The sequence below is a fragment of the Saccharopolyspora sp. NPDC045941 genome (assembly GCF_056431445.1).
The window spans coordinates 44,032-67,645 of the sequence record NZ_JBWKKU010000042.1 but is presented as its reverse complement, the minus strand read 5'-3'; the positions used below and the strand labels follow the sequence as shown (position 1 = coordinate 67,645).

Here is a 23,614-nt window from a genome sequence, read left to right as displayed (position 1 = left end):
CCCTGCTCAGGCAGCGTTCTCGATGGCGGCGAGGGCCATCCGGTGCAGCAGCCGGGACATCGCTTCGGCGTCCAGGTGGGCGCTGTAGGGCGTCGAGTTGATCAGGCCGAACACCGCGTGCGCGGCGGCGCGCGCGGTCGGGCGGTCCAGGTCCGGCCGGACCTGGCACAGCACGTCCACCCAGACCTCGACGTAGCTGCGCTGCAGCTCGCGGACCTTGTGCCGGTCGGTCTCGGCGAGGCTGTCCAGGTCGCGCATGTGCACGGTGATCAGCGCCGGGTTGGCCAGCGCGAACTCGACGTGCCACCGCACGAGCCGGTCCAGCGCGTCGCGCGGGTCCGCGGCGGCGCCCACCCGGTCCTGGCCGCCGAGCAGCAGCCGGTCGCTGATGCCGGTGAGCAGCTCCGCGAGCATCGCGTCCTTGCTGCGGAAGTGCCGGTACAGGCCGGGGCCGGAGATGCCGACGGCGGCGCCGATGTCGTCGATGCCGACGCCGTGGAAGCCGGAGCGCGCGAACTTCTCCGCCGCGGCGGTGAGGATCTGCTCGCGGCGGGACGGCTTGGCTGCATCGGTGGACATCAGCGTCGATACTAGACGCAAGCCGTTAGTCATCGTTAACATCGGTCGCGTTAACGATGACTAACTCCCGGTGGAAGGTGCCCCCGCATGGATGCGCCCGCCCTGCGCACGGCCGTGGACCCGGACTCGGCGGAGTTCGCCCGCTACACCGAGCAGCACGCGAAACTCGTCGACGACCTCAACACCCAGCTCGGCCGCGCCCGGCTGGGCGGGCCGGAGAAGGCCCGCATCCGGCACGTCGAACGGGGCAAGCTGCTGCCCCGCGACCGGGTCGACGCGCTGCTCGACCGCGGCTCGCCGTTCCTGGAGCTCTCGCCGATGGCCGCGCACGGCCTGTACGACGACGAAGCGCCGTCGGCGGGCATCATCACCGGCATCGGCCGGGTGTCCGGGCGGGAATGCGTGGTCGTGGCCAACGACGCCACCGTCAAGGGCGGCACCTACTACCCGGTCACGGTGAAGAAGCACCTGCGCGCGCAGGAAGTCGCGCTGCACAACAACCTGCCGTGCCTCTACCTGGTCGACTCCGGCGGCGCGTTCCTGCCCAGGCAGGACGAGGTGTTCCCGGACCGCGAGCACTTCGGCCGGATCTTCTACAACCAGGCCACGATGTCGGCCCGCGGCATCCCGCAGATCGCCGCCGTGCTGGGCTCGTGCACCGCGGGCGGCGCCTACGTCCCGGCGATGAGCGACGAGGCGGTGATCGTCCGCGAGCAGGGCACCATCTTCCTGGGCGGTCCGCCGCTGGTGAAGGCCGCGACCGGGGCCGAGGTGACCGCCGAGGAGCTCGGCGGCGGCGAGCTGCACTCGCGCACCTCCGGCGTCACCGACCACCTCGCCGTCGACGACGCGGACGCGCTGCGCATCGTCCGCTCCATCGTCAGCACGCTCGGCCCCCGCGAGCCCCGGCCCTGGGACGTCGCGCCGGTCGAAGCGCCGGCGGTCGACCCCGACGAGCTCTACGGCGCGGTGCCGACCGACAGCCGCACCCCGTACGACGTGCGCGAGGTGATCGCGCGGATCGTCGACGGCAGCCGGTTCGCCGAGTTCAAGCACGACTACGGCCAGACGCTGGTGACCGGATTCGCCCGCATCCACGGGCACCCGGTCGGCATCATCGCCAACAACGGGATCCTGTTCAGCGAGTCGGCGCTCAAGGGCGCGCACTTCATCGAGCTGTGCGACAAGCGGTCCATCCCGCTGGTGTTCCTGCAGAACATCTCGGGGTTCATGGTCGGCAAGGAGTACGAGGCGGGCGGCATCGCCAAGCACGGCGCGAAGATGGTCACCGCGGTGGCCTGCGCCCGGGTCCCCAAGTTCACCGTCGTCATCGGCGGCTCCTTCGGGGCGGGCAACTACTCGATGTGCGGCCGGGCGTACTCGCCGCGGTTCCTGTGGATGTGGCCGAACGCCCGGATCTCGGTGATGGGCGGCGAGCAGGCGGCGTCGGTGCTGGCGACGGTGCGCCGCGACCAGCTGGACGCCCGCGGCGAGCAATGGCCGGTCGAGGACGAGGAAGCGTTCAAGCAGCCGATCCGCGACCAGTACGAGCACCAGGGCCACCCGTACTACGCGACGGCGAGGCTGTGGGACGACGGCGTGATCGACCCGAAGCAGACCCGGACGGTCCTGGGCCTGGCGATCTCGGCGGCCGCCAACGCGCCCCTGGAACCGGTCTCCTACGGCGTATTCCGGATGTGATCTTCCAATGAGCGGCTCGCTTTGCGTGGCGGTGCGGGTGGCGGAACCTCAGAACCCGCGGCGGTGCGAGTTGCGAGGGTGGGTTAAGCGGCTGCGCCGCTTCAAGGACAAAGAGCTCGTGAGTGTTTTGGAGCGCTATAGCACTCCAAAACACGCACGGGCACTGACCAGGCAGAACGTTGCGATCCTGCCGTTCGGCAAGGCGAAGGGATGACGATGCGGCACTTCGACACGGTGCTGGTGGCGAACCGGGGCGAGATCGCGGTGCGCGTGATCCGGACGCTGCGGCGGCTGGGCATCCGCTCCGTCGCGGTGTTCAGCGACGCCGACCGCGGCGCGCGGCACGTCGCCGAGGCCGACACCGCCGTCCACATCGGACCGAGCCCGGCGACCGAGAGCTACCTGGACGTCAAACGCATCCTGGACGCCGCGCGCGGCACCGGGGCCCAGGCGATCCACCCCGGCTACGGCTTCCTCGCCGAGAACGCGGGCTTCGCCGAGGCGTGCGCGAAGGCGGGCATCGAGTTCATCGGCCCGCCGGCCTCGGCGATCGATTCGATGGGCGACAAGATCCGCGCCAAGCAAACGGTTTCCGCCGCCGGCGTCCCGGTGGTGCCCGGCCGCAGCGAGCCGGACATGACCGACGCCGACCTGCACGCGGCCGCGATCGAGATCGGGTTTCCGGTGCTGCTGAAGCCCTCCGCGGGTGGCGGCGGCAAGGGCATGCGGCTGATCCACGACGAGTCCGCACTGGACGATCAGATCGCCTCGGCGCGCCGGGAGGCGCGGTCGGCGTTCGGCGACGACACGCTGTTCGTCGAGCGCTTCGTGTCCCGCCCGCGGCACATCGAGGTCCAGGTGCTGGCGGACGCGCACGGCAACGTGGTGCACCTCGGCGAGCGCGAGTGCAGCCTGCAGCGGCGGCACCAGAAGATCATCGAGGAAGCCCCGTCGCCGCTGCTGGACGCCGAAACCAGGGCCCGCATCGGCGGCGCGGCCGTCGACGCCGCCCGCTCGGTGGGCTACGTCGGGGCGGGCACCGTCGAGTTCATCGTCTCTGCGGACCGGCCGGACGAGTTCTTCTTCATGGAGATGAACACCCGCCTGCAGGTCGAGCACCCGGTGACCGAGCTGGTCACCGCGGTCGGCGGGCACCGCGGCGTCGACCTCGTGGAACAGCAGGTCCGGGTCGCCGCGGGCGAGCCGCTGCCGTGGGCGCAGGAGGACCTGTCGATCGAGGGCCACGCGGTGGAGGCGCGGGTCTACGCCGAGGACCCGGCCCGCAACTTCCTCCCGACCGGCGGCGACGTCCTCGCCGTGCACGAGCCCTCCGGCCCCGGAGTGCGGGTCGATTCCGGGGTGCGAGCAGGCGGGCGCGTCGGCTCGGACTACGACCCGATGCTGGCCAAGGTCATCGCGTGGGCGCCGAGCCGGGCCGACGCGCTGCGCCGCCTGGACGCCGCGCTGGCCGACACGGCGGTCCTCGGCCTGCACACCAACGTCGCGTTCCTCCGCGCGCTGCTGAGGCACGAAGACGTGCTGGCGGGCCGCCTCGACACCGGGCTCGTCGAGCGCGACCTGACCGAACTCATCGCGGAGAGCAATACGACGCCGGACGACGCCTACGTCGCCGCAGCCCTGGAGCGGCTGCTCGCGGGTGAACCGACCGACCAGGTCGTCGACCCGTGGGACGTGACCGACGGCTGGCGGCTCGGCGAGCCCGCCTGGAGCACCTGGCGCTTCGCCGGAACACCCGACGAGGTCGCCATCCGCCTGCGCGGCCGGTCCCGTGACGCCGAAGTTTCAATTGAAACTGCGCCAGGAGGAACCGCCCACCGGGCCTCGGTCGAGGCGCACGGCGACGAGCTGACCGTCACCTACCGGGGCCGCACCCGCCGCTACCGGTACGCGCACGTCGACGGCACCACCTGGCTCGCCGCCGACGGCCGCACCTGGGCGCTCGCCGAGCACCGGATGCTCGCCGACCGGGGTGGCAGCGGCGGCCGGTCGGACGGCGTGGTGACCAGCCCGATGCCCGGCACGGTGCTGGTCGCCGACGTCAGCCCGGGCCAAGAAGTCCAGAGTGGACAGAGATTGTTCGTGGTGGAGGCGATGAAGATGGAACACACCGTCACCGCGCCGATCGACGGCGTAGTCGCCGAAGTGCACGCCAGGAAGGGGCAGTCGGTCGGACTCGACCAGCCGCTGGCTGTCCTCGCCGCTCAAGAGGAGGCCTGATCGATGGTGGACCACCGGCTCAGCGAAGAGCACGAAGCCCTGCGCGAGAGCGTGCAGACCTTCGCCCGCAAGGAAGTCGCGCCGGTCATCGGCGACTACTACGAACGCGAGGAATTCCCGTACCCGCTGGTGCAGACCATGGGCCGGATGGGCCTGTTCGGGCTGCCGGTGCCCGAGGAGCACGGCGGCATGGGCGGCGACTACTTCGCGCTGTGCCTGGCCCTGGAGGAGCTCGCCCGGGTCGACTCGTCGGTCGCGATCACCCTGGAGGCCGGGGTTTCGCTGGGCGTCATGCCGATCTACCGGTTCGGCGACGACGAGCAGCGGCGCACCTGGCTGCCCCGGCTGGCGGCCGGGGAGATCCTCGGCGCGTTCGGCCTCACCGAGCCGGGCGGCGGCTCCGACGCGGGCAGCACCCGCACCACGGCGGTGCTCGACGGCGACCACTGGGTGATCAACGGCTCGAAGGCGTTCATCACCAACTCCGGCACCGATCTCACCGGCCTCGTCACGGTCACCGCCGTCACCGGGCAGAAGTCCAATGGCGGCAAGGAGATCTCCACGATCATCGTGCCCGCCGGCACGCCGGGCTTCACCGTCGCGAAGAAGTACTCGAAGGTCGGCTGGAACGCCTCCGACACCCACGCGCTGTCCTTCGACGACTGCCGGGTGCCCGCCTCGAACCTGCTCGGCGAGCGCGGCCGCGGCTACGCCCAGTTCCTCGCCACGCTCACCGAGGGCCGGGTCGCGATCGCCGCGGTCGGCGTCGGCCTCGCCCAGGGCTGCGTCGACGAATGCCTGCGCTACCTGGGCGAACGCGAGGCCTTCGGCCGGAAGATCGGCGAGTACCAGGCGATGCAGTTCAAGGTCGCCGACATGGAGCTGCGCGCGCACACCGCGCGCCTGGCCTACTACGACGCGGCGTCGCGGATGCTGCGCGGCGAGCCGTACAAGAAGCAGGCCGCGATCGCCAAGCTCGCCTCGTCGAACGCGGCGATGGACAACGCCCGGGACGCCACGCAGATCTTCGGCGGCTACGGCTTCATGAACGAGACCCCGGTCGGCCGCTTCTACCGGGACGCCAAGATCCTGGAGATCGGCGAAGGCACGAGCGAAGTCCAGCGAATGCTGATCGCCCGAGAGCTGGGCCTCCCGGCGTGATCAGAAGCTTCCAGACTCATTTTGCGTGGCGGTGCATGTAGCGGAACCTCAGGCGCCGCCTGGCTGTGGGATCCCCGATTTATGTATGTCCAATACACGGCATCGGGGCTGTCCTCGCCAGGCGACGCCTGAGAACCCGCGGCGGTGCGAGTTGCGAGGGTGGGCTAAGCGGCTGCGCCGCTTCAAAGACGAAATCCCACTTCGTCCTGGCGGCGCGGAGCCGGGAACGAAGACGGCCGGCGGAGGCTTCGGGGGGTTGCCTCCGCCGGCCGGTACGTCATCGGTCGGGGTTGTTCGGTTCGGTCGGTCGGAGGGATCAGCGGAACCGCTTCTGCGGCACGGTGATCTCGTCGGTCTGCTCGATGCCGGGGTAACCGGCCTGGTCGCCGTACTCGGGCAAGGGCCGGAAGTCCTGCTGGGTCTCCTCGCCGGGCCACACGGGCCCGTAGCCGTCCGGTGCCTGACCCATCGGGGCCTGGCCGCCCGGCGCCTGGCCGAACGATTCCTGCTCGGCTTCGACCTCGGCGAGGTGCTGCATCACCCAGTCCCGGGCCAGCGCCGCGGGCGACGTGCCCTGCTTGACCGCGAGCTCCCGGAGGCGCTCGTTGGCCATCAGCGGCAGCCGCAGCTGGTAGACCTGGGAGCCGCCGAAGCGGCGTCCGGACCCGGTGGACTCGACGTTCTCCTCCGGGGCCAGCGCAGCCAGGTACGACTCGAACTCATGATCCGGTTCGGCCGGCTCGGCGGGCTTCTGCTGCCGCCTGCTGGTCTTGGTTCGTCCTAGAGCCACCGGCCCACGATAACGGTTGTGTTGCGGCGCGCGAATCGCTGTGAGCCCTCTCACTGGCCCGGAAACGCGGAGGGCCCCCGCGCCAGGGGGAGTGCGCGGGGGCCGGAGGGGATCTCCACAGGTGCTGACCGGGGGTGTGTCAGCGACCCGATTGTGACACGTCGTAGGTCGTGGTGGGGAGCCTTCGACGCATGATTCGTGCGTCCGGCACCGTCGGACGAGGACCGGACGGCGGTCCTGCGCAACGATCCGAGGTGGTACCGGCTCAGTTCGGGCTCGGCCAGTCCGTGATCGCGTAGCCGGCTTCGGTGATCGCCGCGGTCGCGGCCTCCAGGGTGAGCGGCTGGGCACTGGTCACGGACACCTGGCCGTTCTCCACCGAGACCTGCACGTCGCTGACGCCGGGCAGCTCCGAAAGCTCCTCGGTGACCGACCTGGCGCAGTGGCCGCACGTCATGCCGCCCACCGTGAACGTCTGATTGCTCATGCGAGTTCCCTCCTGGCACTTCCTGCCACGACCGGATGCGGATACCGCCGCAACTGTCCCGAACGTCCAGTGTGGACGGCCCAGGCGGGGGCAGCCCCGGCGGGTGCGGCGCGACCAATATCCGAAGTGGATCGAGGACCGCCGAATGATTACTCTCCGTCGAAGGTAAATCACTCTCTGGGGGGCTGCGGCTGTTGACAACCTGTGGATAACCTGCGCCCGGAACCCGAGGCCGGGGAGGCGTCATGTACGGGTCGCTGGACGTACGCAATTTCTTGTGGCAGCAGGACGACGGGACCTCGCGGCAGCCGTCCGCGGTGCCCGTGCCGCGCGCCGGTGAGCCCTCGCGGATCTCGTCGGAGCAGGTGCACCGCGCCAGGATGGCGGTCGCCCGCAGTGCGGAGAACGCCGAGGACTGCAAGCTCCTGCTGGACATGCTGGGATTGGCACCGGACGATGACGGGCAGCCGCCGGTCGTCCGCTAGCCGGGCGTCGGCCGCGCCGCCGCGTCGTGCTTCGGTGGGCTCGTCGGGAGGTCTCCGGCGAGCCGGCACCACGCCGCGCCCGGCGCGCGGACCGGCCGGATTCGAGGTAACTTCCGGTGGCGTAGTTGATCAACCGTTCGTGGACCGCGTCGCTCGGGCGGCGGATCCCGGACGCCCTCTTCGTGCCGGAGTCGCGCCATGCCCCAGCAGCATCGGGCCAAGCTCACGCGCCGCGCCATCTTGGCCGCCGCGGCGGAGGAGTTCGACCTGATCGGCTACGAAGCCGCCACGCTGAGCTCGGTCCTGCGGCGCTCCGGTACCACCAAGGGCGCCTTCTACTTCCACTTCACGGCCAAGGAGGCGGTCGCCGAGGCGCTGGCCCAGCAGTACCTGCTGAACCTGACGGCGATGCAGCGGCGGTGGTCCGGCCGCGCCCTGGACCCGCTGTCGACGCTGGTCGGCCTGACCTCGGAAGCCGCCCGCAGGCTGGAGCGCGACGTCGTCCTGCGGGCCGGCATGCTGCTGGCCTGCAATCGGATCGGCGCGGAGTCCGACGGCTGGTACGAGGCGATCTGCGAGCTGGTGGTGAAGGCGACCGAGGCGGGGCAGCTGCGCCCTGGAGTCGATCCGGCGGAAGCGGCGCGGGTTCTCTACGCGGCGCTGGTGGGCGCGCACACGGTCGGCGACGAGCCAGAAGGGCTGGTCGATCGCTTCGAGGAGATCTGGCGCGTGGTGCTCGCCGGAGTCGCCCGGGACGGCTGGCGCGCGGACGTTGAACTGACCGGCCAACCCTGAGGCGTGGATCACAAGTTTTCGATTGATCCCGTTTGTCGTGTTTTGAGCTCCCGGGTGAGCCCTGGAGGCTGCCGAGCGCCCGCTGTCGCGGCCGGGCGGCGGTCCTCCATGATCGATGAAAACTGCAGGTGGAACGGCTATCGTGGGGCTTCGGGCCGTGCCGGATCGGCGACGTCCGAGGGCTGTGCGCGGTTTAAGGGACCCCCCGTTGCGGGGCCCGCGAAGGGGTGTCGTAAGCTTTCATCACTGCCAACGGGGCGCTCCGAAAGGGGAAAGCCGGTTGGAGGCAAGGCCGGGTCGGTTTCGAATCGGCCAAGCCCCCATCGTCTAGCGGCCTAGGACGCCGCCCTTTCAAGGCGGTAGCGCGGGTTCGAATCCCGTTGGGGGTACGAACAACTGAAGATAGAGCATGGCCCAGTGGCGCAGTTGGTTAGCGCGCCGCCCTGTCACGGCGGAGGTCGCGGGTTCGAGTCCCGTCTGGGTCGCCAAGGCGAACGGCATTGCGCCGACGCTTCGGCCAGGTAGCTCAGTTGGTACGAGCGTCCGCCTGAAAAGCGGAAGGTCGGCGGTTCGACCCCGCCCCTGGCCACCGCTAAGAGCTGCGAAACAGCCCCCGCCGGTTTCGGCGGGGGCTGTTTCGTCTCACTTGTCGTCTCAGCCCGTCCAGAAGTACGCGTTCAGCCGGTCGGCGAGGTCGCTTCGAAGGACGTCCGCAGCACGTCAGTCCTAACCGGGTGTCCCCTCGCTGCGCTCGTGCAGCGAAGACATCTGAGCGTCGAGCCCGGCAGCGGCCTCGGCAGCCGCCTTGAGCTCGGCGGCGAAGCTCTCCGGCACCTCGCCGCCGCTCTTGTAGAGCAGCTCGTGCTCGACTGCGGCCCAGAAGTCCATCGCGATGGTGCGCAGCTGGAGTTCGACGGCGACCAGCTCGGTGCGGTCGGACAGGTGCACCGGCACCTTGATGATCAGGTGCAGGCTGCGGTAGCCGTTCGGCTTCGGCGCTGCGATGTAGTCCTTGGTCTGCACGATCTCGATCTGGTGCTGGTGGATGAGATCGCGGAGGAGGTAGACGTCGGAGATGAACGGGCACACGACGCGCACGCCGGCGATGTCGGTGAGGTGTTCGCGGGCCGACACCGGGTCGACCGGCAGCCCGCGCCGGGCGAGCTTGGCCGCGATCGCCTCCGGGCGCTTGATCCGCGAGGAGATGTGCTCGATCGGATCGTGCTCGTGGGCGTAGTCGAACTCCTCGCTCCAGATCCGCAGCTTGGTCATGAGTTCGTCGACGCCGAACTTGTGCACCATCAGCAGGTCGCCGGTCCGGCGCATGAAGGCGAGGGCGTCTTCGCGGTCCATGTCGCCGAGCTGCTCGATGGCGCTGCGCTGCGGATAAGGCCACCCGCGTGAACCACCGCGCGATGATCTGTCCCCGGGACCCATCGACGCTCCTCCCCCCGCCTGCTCGGCTCCAGCCTAGGCTGGACTGGACGACCGAGCCCGCGTTCAGACGCGGGGTGCGAGGGCAAAAGCGGAAGGTCGGCGGTTCGATCCCGGCCCTGGCCACCGCGAAGAGCTACGAAAGAAGCCCCATCTGCAATGGTGAGAGCTTCTTCGCTTCGCAGCAGGTGTGTCGAGCGCCGGTTGTTATTCTCGGCGACCTGATGTCTGCAACTCTCGTCGCCACGAATCTCGCCGCCGGCCACGGCAATCGCTCCCTGTTCACCGGGCTCGACCTCGTCGTCGCGCCCGGCGACGTGATCGGGCTCGTCGGCACCAACGGAGCCGGGAAGTCCACGCTGCTGCGGCTCCTCGCCGGGCTCGACGACCCGGAGCAGGGCGAGCTGCGGCTCTCCCCGCCCACCGCGACCGTCGGATACCTGCCGCAGGAGCCCGACCGCAAGCCCGGGGAGACGGTGGCCCAGTTCCTAGCCCGGCGCACCGGCGTCGCCGCGGCGCAGCGCGCGATGGATGCGGCGGCGGATGCCCTCGCGGAAGGCGCTCCCGGGGCCGACGACGCCTACGCCGCGAGCCTGGAGCGCTGGCTGAACCTCGGCGGCGCCGACCTGGACGAGCGCGCCGAAGGGGTCGCGGATTCGCTCGGCCTGATCATCGAACTCGACCAGGCCATGACCTCGCTGTCCGGCGGCCAGGCCGCCCGCGCGGGGCTCGCCTCGCTCCTGCTGTCCCGCTACGACGTGTTCCTCCTCGACGAGCCGACCAACGACCTCGACCTGGAGGGCCTGGAACTGCTGGAGGACTTCGTGCGCGGGCTGCGCGCCGGCACCGTCGTCGTCAGCCACGACCGCGAGTTCCTCACCCGCACCGTCAACAAGGTCCTCGAACTCGACCTGGCCCAGCAGCAGATCAACCTCTACGGCGGTGGCTACGACTCCTACCTGGAGGAACGCGATGTCGCGCGCAGGCACGCGCGGGACTCGTACGAGGAGTACGCCGACAAGAAGTCCGCGCTGGAGGCGCGCGGCCGCATGCAGCGCGGGTGGATGGAGAAGGGCGTCAAGAACGCCCGTCGCAAGAACACCGACAACGACAAGGTCGGCCGCAAGTTCCGCTCCGAATCCACCGAGAAGCAAGCCGCCAAGGCGCGGCAGACCGAACGGCTCATCGAGCGGCTCGACGTCGTCGAGGAACCGCGCAAGGAGTGGGAGCTGCGGATGGAGATCGCCGCGGCGCCCCGCTCCGGCGCGGTCGTCGCGACCCTCCGCGATGCGGAGGTGCGGCGCGGCGACTTCGCGTTCGGGCCGGTGACGCTGCAGATCGACTGGGCGGACCGGGTCGCGATCACCGGGGCCAACGGCTCGGGCAAGTCGACGCTGCTCGGCGCACTGCTCGGGCGGATCCAGCTGGACGCGGGGACCGCCGCGCTCGGTTCGGGCGTCGTCGTCGGCGAGGTCGACCAGGCCCGCGCGCTGTTCCACGGCTCGGAGTCGCTGCTCGACGCGTTCTGCGCGGCCGTGCCGGAAACCGAGACCGCCGAGGTCCGCACGTTGCTCGCCAAGTTCGGCCTCAAAGCCGACCACGTGCTGCGGTCGGCCGCCACGCTGTCGCCCGGCGAGCGCACCCGGGCCGCGCTGGCGCTGCTGCAGGGGCGAGGCGTCAACCTCCTGGTGCTGGACGAGCCGACCAACCACCTCGACCTGCCCGCGATCGAGCAGCTGGAGTCGGCGCTGGACTCCTACGGCGGCACGCTCCTGCTGGTCACCCACGATCGCCGGATGCTCGACGCGGTGAGCACAAACCGCCGCCTGGAGATGGCGGACGGGAAGCTCACCGAGCTCGCGGGGTGAGCGTTTGCCCGGTGTTGGTCGTCCCGTTGTCGTACCCGGCCGATAGCTTGATCAACGGCGTCGGCATCGGGAAGGGATTGGGATGAGCGAGATCCGAGAGGCTTATCTGCAGGCAGCCGCATCGACCGCGAAGGTGCTGGGCGATCCGGCGGTCGCGGCCGCGTGGGACCGGCCCAGCGCCCTGGCGGAGTTCAGCGTCCGCGGGCTGGCCGGGCACCTGGCCTCGCAGGTCCTCTTCGTTCCCCGGGTGCTCGCCGCCGCGGAACCGGAAGAAGGACCCGTGCCGCTCCTCGGCTACTACGCGCAGAGCGAGTGGATCGGCGCCGACGTCAACGCGGAGGTCAACGTCCGGCTCCGGGAGATGGGCGAGGACCTCGCGACCGAGGGAGCCGCGGCGCTGGTCGCCGAGGTCGACTCGGCCGTTCGAGATCTTCGTTCGGCCCTGCCCGCGACGCCGGCGGACCGGTCGGTGGCGTTCTCCCGGCGGGTGCTGCACATCGACGACTTCCTGATCACCCGGATGATGGAGATCGCGGTGCACTCCGACGACCTGGCGTCGAGCGTGGGCATCGCCACGCCGGAACTGCCGCCGGAGGTATACGACCACGTGCTCGCGCTGCTCTCGCAGCTCGCTGTGCGGCGGCACGGGCAGACGGCCGTGCTGCGGGCGCTGAGCCGGGCGGAGCGCGCACCTGCCACGATCGCCGCGATCTGACACCCGGATCGGCCGGGCTCCGAGGCGTGGAAGGATCGGCGCATGCCGGACAACGAGGAGCCAGACCTGGCGGGCGGCCCCAACGCGCTGTGCTTCACCTGCGGCGGACTCCGCAAGCTCAGCGAGCCGCGGATCTACGTCGTGCAGGCCACCGAGGACATGCAGACCGGCATGACCATGGCGGAATGGCGGACCTGCCCGCAGTGCGGCGGCAAGGGCCACCTCTCCGGCCTCCACCCGCCGGCCTGACAGGGCTCGTTCTGCGTGGCGGTGGCGGGGCTGCGGCCCCGCAGAACCACGTCCTGAACAGCACCGACAGACCGGAGAAGTAGGGACGCCCCCGCGCTCAACCGGCCTGGGGGTTACCGGGAGTGCGGGGGCGTCAAGGTCCACCCCTGGGGGTCAGGTGGACGGCGTCCATGCTACTTCGTGGTATCCGAGATGTCTCTAGGGGCAGAGATCTTTTTTCTCCCGGACCGCCGCGAACCGGAGGAAGAACTGGGTCAGCGGCCCGATGGCCAACGCGTAGAGCACGGTGCCGACGCCGACGGTGCCGCCCAGCAGCCATCCGGCGGCGAGGACGCTGAGCTCGATGGCGGTGCGGACGAGGCGCACAGACCAGCCGGTACGAGCGTGCAGGCCGGTCATCAGGCCGTCCCGCGGGCCCGGGCCGAGCCGCGCGCCGACGTACACCGCCGTCGCGATTCCGTTGAGCACGATGGCGGCGGTCATCAGGAAGATTTGCCCCGGTAGCGCGTCGACCGGTGGTGTCACGGCGAGTGTGATGTCCACCGCGAATGCGATGACCACCACGTTGGCGACCGTGCCGATGCCGGGCCGTTGGCGCAGCGGCAGCCAGGCGAGCAGCACCGCCACGCCGGTCAGTGCGGTGACCGCCCCGAAGCTCAAGCCGAGCCGCTCGGACAGGCCCTCGTGCAGGACGTCCCACGGGTCGAGGCCCAGCTGGGCCCGCACCATGAACCCCATGCTGGCGCCGAAGAGCACCAGGCCGCCGAAGAGCTGCCCGAACCGGAGCAGCGGCCGGGTGCGGATCGGGAGCGGTGAGAGGTCCACTGGGGCTGATGTTGACGCCATGTGGACTTTCTATCCTGCGATTGGACTTAAAGTCGATAGCCAATTGAACTATATTGGTCACATGTCGTTCACTCCGTCCGCGCACATCCACGGCCACAAGCTCGTCGAATTGCTCGGTTCCTGGCGCGGCACGGCGCGCCCGTCCTCCCAGGCGTTGGCCGCGGCTCTTCGGCAGCTGGCGCTGGACGGGCGACTGCCGCCGGGCACGAGGCTGCCGGCGGAACGCGAGCTCGCCGACGCCCTCGAAGTCAGCCGGACGCTGGTCGCGCGCACGCTGGACCGGCTGCGCGAAGAAGGTTTCGTGGCGAGCCGGCGCGGGGCCGGGTCGTGGGTGAAGCTGCCGGACCGGGATCGCGGCAACGAATCCCACGGCGGGTGGTTCCCGGCCGCGGACAGCGAGGTGCTGAACCTCGCGCAGGCCACGCCGAGCGCGCCGCCGGAGCTGTGCGCCGCGGTGGATCAAGCGCGGCTGAGGTTCGCCGAGCAGCTGTCCAGCCACGGCTACCAGCCGCACGGGCTGCCGGAGCTGCGCGAACAGATCGCCGAGCGCTACGCGAAACGGGGGCTGCCGACCAACCCGGACCAGATCCTCGTCACCAGCGGCGCGCAGCACGGCTTCGCGCTCCTGCTCCGGATGCTGGTGTCGCCGGGCGAGCGGGTGCTCGTGGAGCACCCGACGTACCCGAACGCGCTGGAGGCGATCCGCGGGCTCAACGCCGCCCCGGTGGCGGTGCCGATGGTCGCGGACGGCTGGGACCTGGAGCTCCTGGCCGCGAGTCTGCGGCAGACCTCGCCGCGGCTGGCGTACCTGATCCCGGACTTCCACAACCCGACCGGAATCCGGCTGGAGGCGGCCGGCCGGGAGCGGCTCGCCCGGGAGCTGGCGCGCACCTGCACCACCTCGGTCATCGACGAGACGCTCGCCGAGATCGACCTGACCGGCGACGATGCGCCGCTGCCGATGGCCTCGTTCACCGATCGGGCGCTGCTGGTCGGGTCGGCGAGCAAGTCGTTCTGGGGTGGCATCCGGCTCGGCTGGATCCGCGCGTCCGAAGACTTCGTGCAGCGCGCGGTGGTCGGCCGCGCCGCGGTGGACCTCGGCAGCCCGGTCCTCGAACAGCTGGTGCTGGCGGAGCTGCTGCGGGACGCCGACCGGCTGCTGGAGCGTCGGCGCGCCGAGGCGATCGAGCGCCGCGACCACCTCATCGCGGCCCTGCGCGAACACCTGCCGCACTGGCGCTTCCGCGTCCCGGACGGCGGCCTTTCGCTGTGGTGCGACATCGGCGCACCGGTCAGCAGCAGGCTCTCGGTGGCGGCGGAGCAGCACGGTGTGCGGGTGGCGCCGGGGGTGCGCTTCTCGGTGCACGGTTCGCTGGAGCGCTGGATTCGCGTCCCGTACACGTTGCCGGTCGATCAGCTGGAAGAGGCGATCCGCCGTCTCGCGGCGGCGGCGTCGTCGATGCCGGACGGGCCCGGCCCGACCGTCTTGACGGCGCCGCTCGCCTGAACAGCCGACCGCCCGTCGGCACGGCCCCTCGTCGTGCCGACGGGCGGTTCGACCGCGGGCGCCGCCCCGGTGCCGCAGGGGCATTGCGGCACCGGGGCTCCGGGGGCCCAGTCCTCGGCTTTCCGCCAGGTCACCGACTTTGCCGGGGATAGGCCGGGGCGCCCCGATTCCGATCCGGCCGGGCGCAGACGGCCGGCTCGGAGCTGGTGGGTGCGAACGTTTCCCCAGGATTGCCGCCGGAGCGGCTCGGTGCAGCGTCAGTCGGGCGACGTAGATGGTTCGAATGACGGGACGCCGGGCGCCGGCCGGTCTTCCGGGCTGGCGACGCCGGCGTTGGCCGATCCGGCCTGGTCGGGGCCGGTCGGCAGGATCGCCAGCTGACCTCGCAGCCCGCCGCCCCAGGAGGTCGTTCCTGCGGACAGCGATGTGGCCGGTGCCGGGGGCGTCGGTGGTTCCGGCGCCGGGCTGGTCGGTGGCGTGATGCGGGACGGGGCGGCCGGGGCCCGGGGTTCCGGGAGGGTCCGGGCGGCCGTGGTGGGTACCGGCGACCGCTTCGGCAGCAGAGCTGCCCGATCGGCGGTGGCCGGCGCGGCGGCGTGCTCGTGCGGTGGTGGCGCGAACGTCGCCGGAGCCGACGGGACATCGTCGGTGTCGTCGGCGATGGCGGTGGGCTGGTCGGCTTCGCCGATCGGCGTGACCGGGCGGTCGATTCGAGGTGGTTCGATCGCGGGTGCTGCCGGTTCGGGCGGCTCGACCACGGGCCGTGCCACCGGATCGAGCTCGGTGTCGGGCTTCGCTACCAGGTCGACGACGACGTGCTCCACCTCGATCCGGGGAGGATCGAGCTCGACTGCATCGGCGGCGCCGGTGATGCCGAGCCACCCGCCGATGCCCAGGCCGCCGATGAACGCCGCCCGCGTCGCGAGCGCGCGGAGCCGCGACCAGGGACTGCGCTGCGCGCAGGCTCCCGTCACGGTCACCACCGCCTGTCGGTCGGGTCCGCGCGGCCGGGCGCGGCGCTGGCGTCGGGTGCGCCGGGGTGATCGGCGCGGTGTGAGCATTCAACCACCTGAGGTGGCGGTTTCGGGGCATCGACCGCGACGGGTGCGGCGGTCGCCCTCGCATTCTCCACGGAATCGGGCGACCAGGAAAGATCTCCGGCGTCGTCGTACGGGTGAGGTCGGCGGCCGGCGGCGGCGTGTCCGCAGTGGACAGATCGGGTGCCCGGCACAGTGTCCGCTGTGGATCAAGAGCGCGAAATCCGGCTGAGCATCGGCGAACTCCAGGAGTTCTGGGCTTCCCACGGGCACGATCTGCTGCTGCACGATCCCGGCGGCAGCGGCGAATGCCTTGTGCGGCGGGGCGAGCTCATCGCGCCGGCGAGCGACTTGGATCCGGTCCTCGACCGCTACCGCCGCTGGGTCGACGACGTGCAGCACGACGACGAGCTGCTGCTGGCCAGGGTGCGGCTGCGGGGCGCCGAGCGGGACCGGTGCGTCGATCTCGCCCGGGAGGCGGGCGTCGCCGCCAACCACGTGCACTTCGGCTGCTCGATCATGTACGGGATGCCGGTGATGTGGGGAACCGGGGAGGATGCGCAGGCGGGCCCGGCACTTCCGGAACCGCCGTCGCGGCAGTGGGATCCGCCGGTCGTGGTCGGGGTGCTGGACACCGGGTGCGACCCGCACCCGTGGTTCCAGGACCGGCCGTGGTTCGAGGCGGTGCCGGAGGTGCTGGACGCCGACGGCGACGCGGGCCAGGACCGCCAGGCGGGCCACGGCACGTTCGTCAGCGGCGTGGTGCTGCAACACGCGCCGGGCGCGGTGATCCGTGCGCGCCGGGTGCTTTCGTCGCTCGGGTTCACCGATGACTGCACCGTCGCGACCGGGCTGCGTTCGTTGCGGCGGTCGGCCGAGGCGCGCGGCGAACGCATCGGGGTCGCCGTGCTGACCGCCGGCTGCCACACCGCGGACGACGAGTGCCCGCCGGTCCTGCGCGAGGAGGTGAGCAACTGGCCGGACACCGTCGTTGTCGCCGCCGCTGGAAATCACGCGCAGACCAGGCCGTTCTGGCCTGCGGCGCTGCCTTCGGTGGTCGCGGTGGCAGCGACCGGGGCCGACGGCGCGGTCGCCGAGTTCTCCAACTCCGGACCGTGGGTCGATGCCGCCGCGCCCGGGGTGGATGTGGCGAGCAGCTTCGTGCGGATGACTCCCGGCGGCGATCGCCGATTCGGCTACGCGCGCTGGAGCGGGACGTCGTTCGCCGCGCCGCAGGTGGCCGCCGCCGCTGCGAACGCCTTGCGGGACGGCCTGAATCCGAACGAGGCACGCGATCTTGCTCGTCGGCGTTACCCGTTCGAGCGGTAATCGGCGCGAAGTGAATCTACGAGCACCTCTGCTTCCTCTTATTACGCGGGAGGAAAGAAGATCGCCGAACGGGGAGAGGTGCTTGGTCGTGCACGAGGTCGGGGAGGCCCGGACGTCGACGGTGCTGTTGCGCCGCGCGGCATCCGGTGATCAGCAGGCGTGGCAGGAACTGGTGGACCGCAACGCGCCGGTGGTCTGGGGCGTGTCGCGGGCGTTCACGACGAACAACGCGGACGCCGAGGACATCTACCAGGCCACCTGGTTGCTGCTGGCGGAGAACCTGGGGCGGCTGCGCGAACCGGAGTCGCTGTCCGGGTGGCTGGTGACCACCGCGCGGCGGGAGTCGATGCGGTTGCGCCGGGCGCGGCGGCGGGAATCGCCGGTCGGGCTGGATTCCGGCGATCTCGGGCCGCCGGACCACGCGGAGGACCCGGAGCACAAGGTGCTGCGGGCCATGACGAGTTCGCGGCTGGCGCAGTCGTTCGCCCAGCTGCCGCAGCGCTGCCAGCAGTTGCTGCGGGTGCTGGCGGTCGCGCCGGAGACGACCTATTCCCAGGTCAGCCAGGCCCTGGGGATGCCGAGGGGAACGATCGGGCCGAAGAAGAGCCGCTGCCTGGCGGAGCTGCGGCGGCTCATGCTGGCCGCCGACGTCCCGGAGGAGGTGGCGGGATGAGCCGGTGGATGCCGTCGGAGCTGTGGCGGTTGCGCGACATGTTCCAGTCCTGCGACCCGATTCCGGAGCACGCCCTGGCGGGCGCGTACTCGGCCATGGCGCGGCGCTCGCCGCACCCGGACCAGATGGCGCTGGAGCTCGTCGGCGACTCGGCGGAGTCGCCGGCGAGGATCCGGTCCGGGCGGCCGGAGCCGCGGGTGCTGACCTTCGCGATGCCCGGCCGGGTGCTGGAGATCGACCTGCTCCCGACCGTGACCGGCCAGTACCGGGCGTCCGGGATGGTGCTGAACCGGGCGGGCCACGTCCCGCCGGCGGGCGAGGTCGTGCTCCGCCATCCGGCCGGGGAATGCGCGGGCCCGCTGGACGAGCACGGCGCGTTCCGGGTGGCCGACGTGCCCCGCGGCCCGATCAGCGTGGTGTTCCGGCCGCTCCGGTCGGCGCCCGCCGTCGCCGATTGGCTGGTCTGTTGAGCGCCGGGACGGCGGTGGCACCGCCGGATGAGATCACCGCGGCGCTGTGGTGGCGGGACAACGCCGGCGCGGCACCGGAGCCGGCCATGCGCAAGGCGGAGGAACTGCTGTCGGGCACCGGCGACGCGGAGTTGAGGGTGCTCGCCCGGCACATCGCGGCGCTCGCCGCGGTCGAGCGCGGGAAGGTGCGACAGGCGCAGCGGCACGCGCGCCTCGGGTTGGCCGCGGCCAACCGGACCGGGCAGCCGGAGCGGGCCGCGCAGCTGCGGCTCACGCTCGCGTGGATCGAGATGGAGCGCGGCGCGACGAGCGCGAGCTGGGCGCAGCTGGTGGCGGCGGAGCCGTCGCTGCCCGCTGCGGACCAGACCCGGGCCGCCTGCCTGCGCGGCCTCCTGCACTGCCAGAGCGACCAGCACCACGAAGCGATAGCGGAGCTGAGCCGGGCGTTGCGGAGCCTGTCGGCGGGCGACGATCGGCGCTGGCGGGCGAACGCACTGCTGGGGCGTGGCCTGGCGAACCTGTACACCAACAGGTTGGCCGCGGCGGAGGCGGATCTTGCCGCCGCGGAACGGGTTTTCGCCTCGGACGGCAGGACCGCACGGGCGGCGGGCTGCCTGCACAACCGCGGTTGCGTCGCGTTCCGGGCCGGTGACCTGCCGCGTGCGCTGCGGCTGTTCGAGGAGGCGGTGGCCGCCGGGCTGGACGTCGAGTCGAACCCGGAGGCGCTGGTCGATCGGGCGGAGGCGTTGGCGGCGGCCGGGTTGCGCGGCGAGGCCCGGGCGGCGATGGAGCACGCGGCCGACCGGTTGGCCGCCTGCGGCCGGGCCGGTCGGCTCGCCGAAACCCGGCTGGCGCTGGCCGGCTGCGCGCTGCGGGACGGCGATGCGGCTGCCGCCGCCGAGGCCGCGAGCAGCGCACGGCAGTTGTTCCGCGCTCAGCGGCGCCCGGCGTGGGCGGCGTTGGCGACGGCCATCGCGTGGCAGGCGAAGCTGCGCGGCGGCCAGTGTTCCCGCTACGCCTTCGGGGCCGCGCGGCGAGCCGCCGCCGCGTGTGAGGAGGCCGGGTGGATCGGGCCTGCGGCCGAGCTGCGGCTCATCGCCGGTCGGAGTGCTGCCCGCGCGGGGATGCACGCGTTGTCCCGCAAGCTCTTCGCGCTGTGCGTCCCGCTGCGCGACGAGCTCTCGGGGCCTCCGCAACATCGGGCGCTGGGGTGGCTGGCCGAAGCGCTGCTGGCCGACCAGGACGGCGATGTGGACCGGGTGTTCGCGGCGTGCCGGGGCGGGTTGCAGGCCGTTGACGGCCAAGCGGCCGGGATGGCGGCCTTCGAGCTGCGGGTGCACGCGCTCGGTCTGGCGGGCGAGCTGGGCGACATCGCGGTCGGCGCCGCGCTCCGCACGGGCGATCCGCGGCTGGTCCTGCGCTGGACCGAGCGGTCGCGGTGCAGCGCGCTGCACCGCCGGGTGCTGCGGCCGCCGACGGATTCGAGGCTGAACTCCGCGCTGGTGCGGCTGCGCGCCGCGGTGCTGGAGGGCAGCCGCGACCCGAAGCAAGCGCTGGCCACCATCGCGGAGCTGGAGGAGCAGGTGCGCCACCGCGCGATGCTGGTGCGCGGCCGCACCAGCGGCCTCCGGGCGCCCGGCGGCATCGACGACGTCATCGCGGAGCTCGGCGATTCCGTGCTGCTCAGCCTCTTCTCCCACGGCGATCGGCTGTTCGCGGTGTCCATTGTGGATGGGGATGTCCGGCTGCACGTGCTCGGTCCGGAGGCGAACGCGGAAGGCCGCGCGGCCCGGCTCCGGCACTTGCTCGCGCGGCAGGCGGTGGGCACCGCGCCGAGCGCGGCGCCGGTCTTCGAGATGAGCGCGCGCCGCGAGGCGGAGGAGCTGCAGGCGCAGCTGCTCGCGCCGGTGCTGCCCGCGCTCGAACGAGGTCGGCAGCTCGTCGTGATCCCGACCGGGCGCCTGCACGTGCTCCCGTGGGCGGCGCTACCGGCGTGCCGCGGGCGCAGCGTGACCGTGAGCCCGTCGTTGCGGTGCTGGTTGCGCGGCGCATCGGACTCGCGGAGCGCCGATCAGGCCGGTGCGCCGGTGTGGGTCGCGGGCCCCGGCCTGGAGCACGCGGAGCGGGAGGTCGAGGGTCTGCACGCGGTCGCGGGCGGGCGGCTGCTGGTGGGCGCCGAGGCGATCTCGGAGCGAGTCCTATCCACTGTGGACGGGGCGGCGATCGTGCACATCGCCGCGCACGGCCGGTTCCGGGACGACCAACCGCTGCTGTCGTGCGTGGATCTCGCCGACGGGCCGCTGTACGCCTACGACCTGGACCGGCTGCACCGCGGCCCCACCACGGTGGTGCTGTCGGCCTGCGACGTGGGCCGATCGGCGGTCAGCCGGGGCGACCAGCTCAGCGGCCTGGCGACCACGCTCCTCGGGCGCGGCACCGCGACGGTGATCGCCAGCGTCGTGCCGGTCCCGGACGAGCGCACGGCAGGCGTGATGACGTCGCTGCACCGCGCGCTCCGCGCGGGCCGCCCCGCCGCTGCGGCGCTGGCGGAGGCCCAAGCGGAGCACGGCGAAACCGGGTTCGTCTGCCTCGGGTACGGAGGTGGTCGATGACCGGAACGTGCCGCGTCAGCGGAGCTTGTGGAGGCGCCGGATCGCTTCGTCCAGGACCTCGTCGCGCTTGCAGAAGGCGAACCGCACCAGGTGCTTGGCGTCCTCCGGGTGGTCGCAGAAGACCTGCACCGGGATCGCGGCGAGCCCGATCCGTTCCGGCAGCGAGCGGCAGAGCTCGGCGCCGTCCTCGAAGCCCAGCGGCCGGACGTCGGCGCAGATGAAGTAGGTGCCCTCGCTGGCGAGCACGTCGAAGCCCGCCTCGGTCAGCCCGCCGGCGAGCCGGTCCCGCTTGCGCTGGAGGTCGTCGCGCAACCGATCGACCCAGTCGAGCTCGTTGCGCAGGGCGTGCGCGACGGCGGGCTGGAACGGTGCGCCGCCGACGAAGGTCATGAACTGCTTGGCCGCGCGCACGGCGGCGACGAGCTCGGCCGGGCCGCAGATCCAGCCGATCTTCCAGCCGGTGGCGCTGAAGCTCTTGCCGACGCTGGAGATCGACAGCGTCCGCTCGGCCATGCCGGGCAGGGTGGCCAGCGGGCGGTGCTTGCGGCCGTCGAAGATCAGGTGCTCGTAGACCTCGTCGGTGATGGCGATCACGTCGTTGTCGCGGCAGACCTCGGCGATCACGGCCAGCTCGGCGTCGGTGAACACGGTGCCGGTTGGGTTGTGCGGCGAGTTCAGCACCAGGGCGCGGGTCTGCGGCCCGACGGCGGCGCGCAGCGCCTCGACGTCGAGCTCGAAGCGGTGGTCGGGGCCCTGCCGCAGCGCGACGGTCCGGCGCACCCCGCCGGCCATCGCGATGGCGACCGGGTACGAGTCGTAGTACGGCTCGACGAGCACCACCTCGTCGCCGGGCTCGACCAGGGCGAGCATCGCGGCCGTCAGCGCCTCGGTCGCGCCGACTGTGACCAGCACCTCGTCCTCGGGGCGGTGCTCGATGCCGTAGCGCGCCTGGCGGTGCTCGGAGATCGCGGCCCGCAGGTCCGGCTCGCCGGCGCCCGGCGGGTACTGGTTGACGCCGTTGGCGATGGCCTCCTGCGCGACGCGCAGCATGCCCGCGGGACCGTCGGTGTCCGGGAAGCCCTGCCCGAGGTTGACCGCGCCCGTCCGCCGGGCGAGCTCGGTGATCTCGGCGAAGATCGTGGACGTGAAGGGCCGCAACCGGCTGGTGAGGGCAGGAGTACGCACGTTTCCGCAGGGTAGTCGAAACTGCCGGTGCGACGCTCGGTCGTCTCGCGCTGTGGTCGGTGACCAGCGGGTGCTGCGGGGCCCGCAGCCGCTGCCGGATCGCCGTGGCGCGTCGGCGCTCTTCAAGCGCTGCCACAATCGGTATGTGCAGCCGACAGCGGAAACCGACAGTGACAAGCGCCGTGGCCTGCGGCGGATGAAGGCGGTGGCCGGCGGGTTCCTCCTGCTCGCGACCCTGATCTACGTGATCGCCCGCTGGCAGGAGAACGCCGGCGCCGGTGCCTGGGTGGGGTACGTGCGGGCCGCGGCCGAGGCCGGCATGGTCGGTGCGCTGGCGGACTGGTTCGCGGTCACCGCGCTGTTCCGGCGGCCGCTGGGCCTGCCGATCCCGCACACCGCGATCATCCCGACCCGCAAGGACATGATCGGCCGCAGCCTCGGCGACTTCGTCGGCTCGAACTTCCTGGCCGAGCAGGTGGTGCGGGACAAGCTGCGCCGCGCGGAGATCGGCCGCCGCCTCGGCGGCTGGCTCGACGACGCCGAGCACGCCGAGCGGGTCACCTCGGAGCTGGCCACGGCGGTGCGCGGCGCCGTGCAGGTGCTGCGGGACGAGGACGTGCAGGCCGTGCTGGAGCAGGCGGTTGTGCGCAAGGTGCTCGCCCAGCCCTGGGGGCCGCCGCTGGGCCGGATCCTCGGCCAGGTCTTCGCCGACGGCTCGCACCACAAGCTCGTCGATCTGATCTGCGACCGGGCCTACGACTGGGTGCGGGACAACCACGAGACCGTGCTGCGCGTGGTCAGCCAGCGCGCGCCGTCGTGGTCGCCGAAGTTCTTCGACACCATCGTGGCCGACAAGATCTACGCCGAGGTGCTGTCGTTCGCGTGGGCGGTGAAGACCGACCCGGAGCACCCGATGCGCAAGGCCGTCGACCGCTTCCTGGTGGAGTTCGCCGACGACCTGCAGAACGACCCGAAGACGATGGCCAAGGCCGAGCAGATCCAGCAGCAGGTGCTGGAGCACCCGGAGGTGCAGAACCTCGTCTCCTCGGCGTGGGGCACCGCCAAGAAGATGCTGCTCGACGCGGCCGAGGACCCGTCGAGCGAGCTGCGGGTGCGGGTGCGCGAAGGGCTGCGTTCGCTCGGCCGCCGGCTGGTCGAGGAGCCGGAGCTGCAGTCCAAGGTGGACGGTTGGGTGGAGGGCGCCGTGGTGTACGTGGTGTCCAACTACCGCGACGAGCTGACCACGCTGATCACGGAGACGGTGGAGCGCTGGGACGCGCAGGAGACGTCCCGCAAGATCGAGCTCCAGGTCGGCCGGGACCTGCAGTTCATCCGCATCAACGGCACCGTGGTCGGCGCCCTCGCCGGCCTGCTGATCTACACCCTCTCCCAGCTGTTCCTCTGAGCGCCGCAGGGAGGGCGGGCCTTCGTCTTTGGAGCGGCGCAGCCGCTT

21 protein-coding genes and 3 tRNA genes are annotated in these 23,614 nt (G+C 71.8%); 17 read left to right on the top strand and 7 right to left on the bottom strand.

The window, feature by feature from the left end:
• Positions 1-6: 6 nt before the first annotated feature.
• Complete coding sequence (locus tag AC07FN_RS29530; protein WP_132489911.1) at positions 7-579, bottom strand: SACE_7040 family transcriptional regulator; 573 nt, start codon at positions 577-579, stop codon at positions 7-9.
• Positions 580-666: 87 nt separating this feature from the next.
• On the opposite strand from AC07FN_RS29530, the gene AC07FN_RS29525 reads away from it, so the two are divergent.
• The 3 genes from AC07FN_RS29525 (at position 667) to AC07FN_RS29515 (ending at position 5,679) form a co-directional block, all read left to right on the top strand.
• The gene (locus tag AC07FN_RS29525) at positions 667-2,280 is read left to right on the top strand and encodes a carboxyl transferase domain-containing protein (protein ID WP_478398546.1); all 1,614 of its coding nucleotides are present in this window, start codon (positions 667-669) and stop codon (positions 2,278-2,280) included.
• 210 nt (positions 2,281-2,490) lie between these two features.
• Complete coding sequence (locus tag AC07FN_RS29520; protein ID WP_478398545.1) at positions 2,491-4,518, top strand: acetyl/propionyl/methylcrotonyl-CoA carboxylase subunit alpha; 2,028 nt, start codon at positions 2,491-2,493, stop codon at positions 4,516-4,518.
• Between the two features lie 3 nt (positions 4,519-4,521).
• Complete coding sequence (locus AC07FN_RS29515; protein WP_478398544.1) at positions 4,522-5,679, top strand: acyl-CoA dehydrogenase family protein; 1,158 nt, start codon at positions 4,522-4,524, stop codon at positions 5,677-5,679.
• 316 nt (positions 5,680-5,995) lie between these two features.
• Here AC07FN_RS29515 and AC07FN_RS29510 read toward each other — a convergent pair whose 3' ends face one another.
• Both AC07FN_RS29510 and AC07FN_RS29505 read right to left on the bottom strand, forming a co-directional pair.
• A complete protein-coding gene (locus AC07FN_RS29510; RefSeq protein ID WP_452613349.1) occupies positions 5,996-6,469 on the bottom strand; it encodes a hypothetical protein in 474 nt (157 codons plus the stop codon).
• Positions 6,470-6,734: 265 nt separating this feature from the next.
• Positions 6,735-6,956, bottom strand: coding sequence for a heavy-metal-associated domain-containing protein (locus AC07FN_RS29505; protein WP_478398543.1), 222 nt, complete (start codon positions 6,954-6,956; stop codon positions 6,735-6,737).
• Between the two features lie 245 nt (positions 6,957-7,201).
• Here AC07FN_RS29505 and AC07FN_RS29500 point away from each other — a divergent pair, with 245 nt between their 5' ends.
• From AC07FN_RS29500 to AC07FN_RS29480, 5 genes are all read left to right on the top strand, one after another.
• Positions 7,202-7,441 (top strand): hypothetical protein, encoded by a 240-nt coding sequence (locus tag AC07FN_RS29500; protein ID WP_452613350.1) that lies wholly within the window; start codon positions 7,202-7,204, stop codon positions 7,439-7,441.
• A 198-nt stretch (positions 7,442-7,639) separates the two neighbouring features.
• Positions 7,640-8,236: a ScbR family autoregulator-binding transcription factor gene (locus AC07FN_RS29495; protein ID WP_478398542.1), complete on the top strand. Its 597-nt coding sequence runs from the start codon at positions 7,640-7,642 to the stop codon at positions 8,234-8,236.
• A 316-nt stretch (positions 8,237-8,552) separates the two neighbouring features.
• Positions 8,553-8,625 (top strand) — tRNA-Glu (locus AC07FN_RS29490).
• A 22-nt stretch (positions 8,626-8,647) separates the two neighbouring features.
• Positions 8,648-8,724, top strand: a tRNA-Asp gene (locus tag AC07FN_RS29485).
• 27 nt (positions 8,725-8,751) lie between these two features.
• Positions 8,752-8,825, top strand: a tRNA-Phe gene (locus AC07FN_RS29480).
• A 137-nt stretch (positions 8,826-8,962) separates the two neighbouring features.
• Here the strand turns inward: AC07FN_RS29480 and AC07FN_RS29475 are convergent.
• The gene (locus AC07FN_RS29475; RefSeq protein ID WP_478398541.1) at positions 8,963-9,673 is read right to left on the bottom strand and encodes a GTP pyrophosphokinase; all 711 of its coding nucleotides are present in this window, start codon (positions 9,671-9,673) and stop codon (positions 8,963-8,965) included.
• 221 nt (positions 9,674-9,894) lie between these two features.
• Here AC07FN_RS29475 and AC07FN_RS29470 point away from each other — a divergent pair, with 221 nt between their 5' ends.
• The 3 genes from AC07FN_RS29470 to AC07FN_RS29460 all read left to right on the top strand — a co-directional run bounded on the left by AC07FN_RS29470 (position 9,895) and on the right by AC07FN_RS29460 (position 12,502).
• Positions 9,895-11,538: an ABC-F family ATP-binding cassette domain-containing protein gene (locus AC07FN_RS29470; protein WP_478398540.1), complete on the top strand. Its 1,644-nt coding sequence runs from the start codon at positions 9,895-9,897 to the stop codon at positions 11,536-11,538.
• 82 nt (positions 11,539-11,620) lie between these two features.
• Positions 11,621-12,253 carry a maleylpyruvate isomerase N-terminal domain-containing protein gene (locus AC07FN_RS29465; protein ID WP_478398539.1) on the top strand — a complete coding sequence of 211 codons (633 nt, stop codon included), beginning with the start codon at positions 11,621-11,623 and terminating at the stop codon, positions 12,251-12,253.
• Positions 12,254-12,295: 42 nt separating this feature from the next.
• Positions 12,296-12,502, top strand: a complete 207-nt coding sequence (locus AC07FN_RS29460; RefSeq protein WP_093269367.1) for a hypothetical protein — start codon at positions 12,296-12,298, stop codon at positions 12,500-12,502.
• Positions 12,503-12,700: 198 nt separating this feature from the next.
• Here AC07FN_RS29460 and yczE read toward each other — a convergent pair whose 3' ends face one another.
• Complete coding sequence (gene yczE, locus AC07FN_RS29455; protein WP_478398538.1) at positions 12,701-13,348, bottom strand: membrane protein YczE; 648 nt, start codon at positions 13,346-13,348, stop codon at positions 12,701-12,703.
• Positions 13,349-13,409: 61 nt separating this feature from the next.
• On the opposite strand from yczE, the gene yczR reads away from it, so the two are divergent.
• The gene (gene yczR / locus AC07FN_RS29450) at positions 13,410-14,855 is read left to right on the top strand and encodes a MocR-like transcription factor YczR (protein WP_478398537.1); all 1,446 of its coding nucleotides are present in this window, start codon (positions 13,410-13,412) and stop codon (positions 14,853-14,855) included.
• 257 nt (positions 14,856-15,112) lie between these two features.
• Here yczR and AC07FN_RS29445 read toward each other — a convergent pair whose 3' ends face one another.
• On the bottom strand, positions 15,113-15,829 hold the full coding sequence (locus tag AC07FN_RS29445; protein WP_478398536.1) for a hypothetical protein: 717 nt from the start codon (positions 15,827-15,829) through the stop codon (positions 15,113-15,115).
• 267 nt (positions 15,830-16,096) lie between these two features.
• Between AC07FN_RS29445 and AC07FN_RS29440 the strand changes: the two genes are divergently transcribed.
• The 4 genes from AC07FN_RS29440 (at position 16,097) to AC07FN_RS29425 (ending at position 20,976) form a co-directional block, all read left to right on the top strand.
• Entirely contained in the window at positions 16,097-17,221 is a 1,125-nt protein-coding gene (locus AC07FN_RS29440) for a S8 family peptidase (protein WP_478398535.1), read from the top strand.
• 88 nt (positions 17,222-17,309) lie between these two features.
• Positions 17,310-17,894, top strand: a complete 585-nt coding sequence (locus tag AC07FN_RS29435) for an RNA polymerase sigma factor (protein ID WP_132489885.1) — start codon at positions 17,310-17,312, stop codon at positions 17,892-17,894.
• Positions 17,891-18,364 carry a hypothetical protein gene (locus AC07FN_RS29430; RefSeq protein ID WP_478398534.1) on the top strand — a complete coding sequence of 158 codons (474 nt, stop codon included), beginning with the start codon at positions 17,891-17,893 and terminating at the stop codon, positions 18,362-18,364. Before AC07FN_RS29435 ends, AC07FN_RS29430 begins: the two co-directional genes overlap by 4 nt.
• On the top strand, positions 18,361-20,976 hold the full coding sequence (locus tag AC07FN_RS29425; RefSeq protein ID WP_478398533.1) for a CHAT domain-containing protein: 2,616 nt from the start codon (positions 18,361-18,363) through the stop codon (positions 20,974-20,976). Before AC07FN_RS29430 ends, AC07FN_RS29425 begins: the two co-directional genes overlap by 4 nt.
• Positions 20,977-20,991: 15 nt before the next feature.
• On the opposite strand, the gene AC07FN_RS29420 is transcribed toward AC07FN_RS29425, so the two are convergent.
• Complete coding sequence (locus tag AC07FN_RS29420; protein ID WP_132489879.1) at positions 20,992-22,161, bottom strand: pyridoxal phosphate-dependent aminotransferase; 1,170 nt, start codon at positions 22,159-22,161, stop codon at positions 20,992-20,994.
• A gap of 196 nt (positions 22,162-22,357) precedes the next feature.
• Here AC07FN_RS29420 and AC07FN_RS29415 point away from each other — a divergent pair, with 196 nt between their 5' ends.
• Positions 22,358-23,566, top strand: coding sequence for a DUF445 domain-containing protein (locus tag AC07FN_RS29415; protein ID WP_478398558.1), 1,209 nt, complete (start codon positions 22,358-22,360; stop codon positions 23,564-23,566).
• The last annotated feature ends 48 nt before the right edge of the window (positions 23,567-23,614 follow it).

Coding starts and splice junctions, on each gene's coding strand:
- AC07FN_RS29505 (WP_478398543.1), bottom strand. CDS start 6,956: ATGAGCAATCAGACGTTCACGGTGGGCGGCATGACGTGCGGCCACTGC.
- AC07FN_RS29525 (WP_478398546.1), top strand. CDS start 667: ATGGATGCGCCCGCCCTGCGCACGGCCGTGGACCCGGACTCGGCGGAG.
- AC07FN_RS29520 (WP_478398545.1), top strand. CDS start 2,491: ATGACGATGCGGCACTTCGACACGGTGCTGGTGGCGAACCGGGGCGAG.
- AC07FN_RS29470 (WP_478398540.1), top strand. CDS start 9,895: ATGTCTGCAACTCTCGTCGCCACGAATCTCGCCGCCGGCCACGGCAAT.
- yczR (WP_478398537.1), top strand. CDS start 13,410: ATGTCGTTCACTCCGTCCGCGCACATCCACGGCCACAAGCTCGTCGAA.
- AC07FN_RS29515 (WP_478398544.1), top strand. CDS start 4,522: ATGGTGGACCACCGGCTCAGCGAAGAGCACGAAGCCCTGCGCGAGAGC.
- AC07FN_RS29495 (WP_478398542.1), top strand. CDS start 7,640: ATGCCCCAGCAGCATCGGGCCAAGCTCACGCGCCGCGCCATCTTGGCC.
- AC07FN_RS29460 (WP_093269367.1), top strand. CDS start 12,296: ATGCCGGACAACGAGGAGCCAGACCTGGCGGGCGGCCCCAACGCGCTG.
- AC07FN_RS29415 (WP_478398558.1), top strand. CDS start 22,358: ATGAAGGCGGTGGCCGGCGGGTTCCTCCTGCTCGCGACCCTGATCTAC.
- yczE (WP_478398538.1), bottom strand. CDS start 13,348: ATGGCGTCAACATCAGCCCCAGTGGACCTCTCACCGCTCCCGATCCGC.
- AC07FN_RS29500 (WP_452613350.1), top strand. CDS start 7,202: ATGTACGGGTCGCTGGACGTACGCAATTTCTTGTGGCAGCAGGACGAC.
- AC07FN_RS29475 (WP_478398541.1), bottom strand. CDS start 9,673: ATGGGTCCCGGGGACAGATCATCGCGCGGTGGTTCACGCGGGTGGCCT.
- AC07FN_RS29465 (WP_478398539.1), top strand. CDS start 11,621: ATGAGCGAGATCCGAGAGGCTTATCTGCAGGCAGCCGCATCGACCGCG.
- AC07FN_RS29430 (WP_478398534.1), top strand. CDS start 17,891: ATGAGCCGGTGGATGCCGTCGGAGCTGTGGCGGTTGCGCGACATGTTC.
- AC07FN_RS29530 (WP_132489911.1), bottom strand. CDS start 579: ATGTCCACCGATGCAGCCAAGCCGTCCCGCCGCGAGCAGATCCTCACC.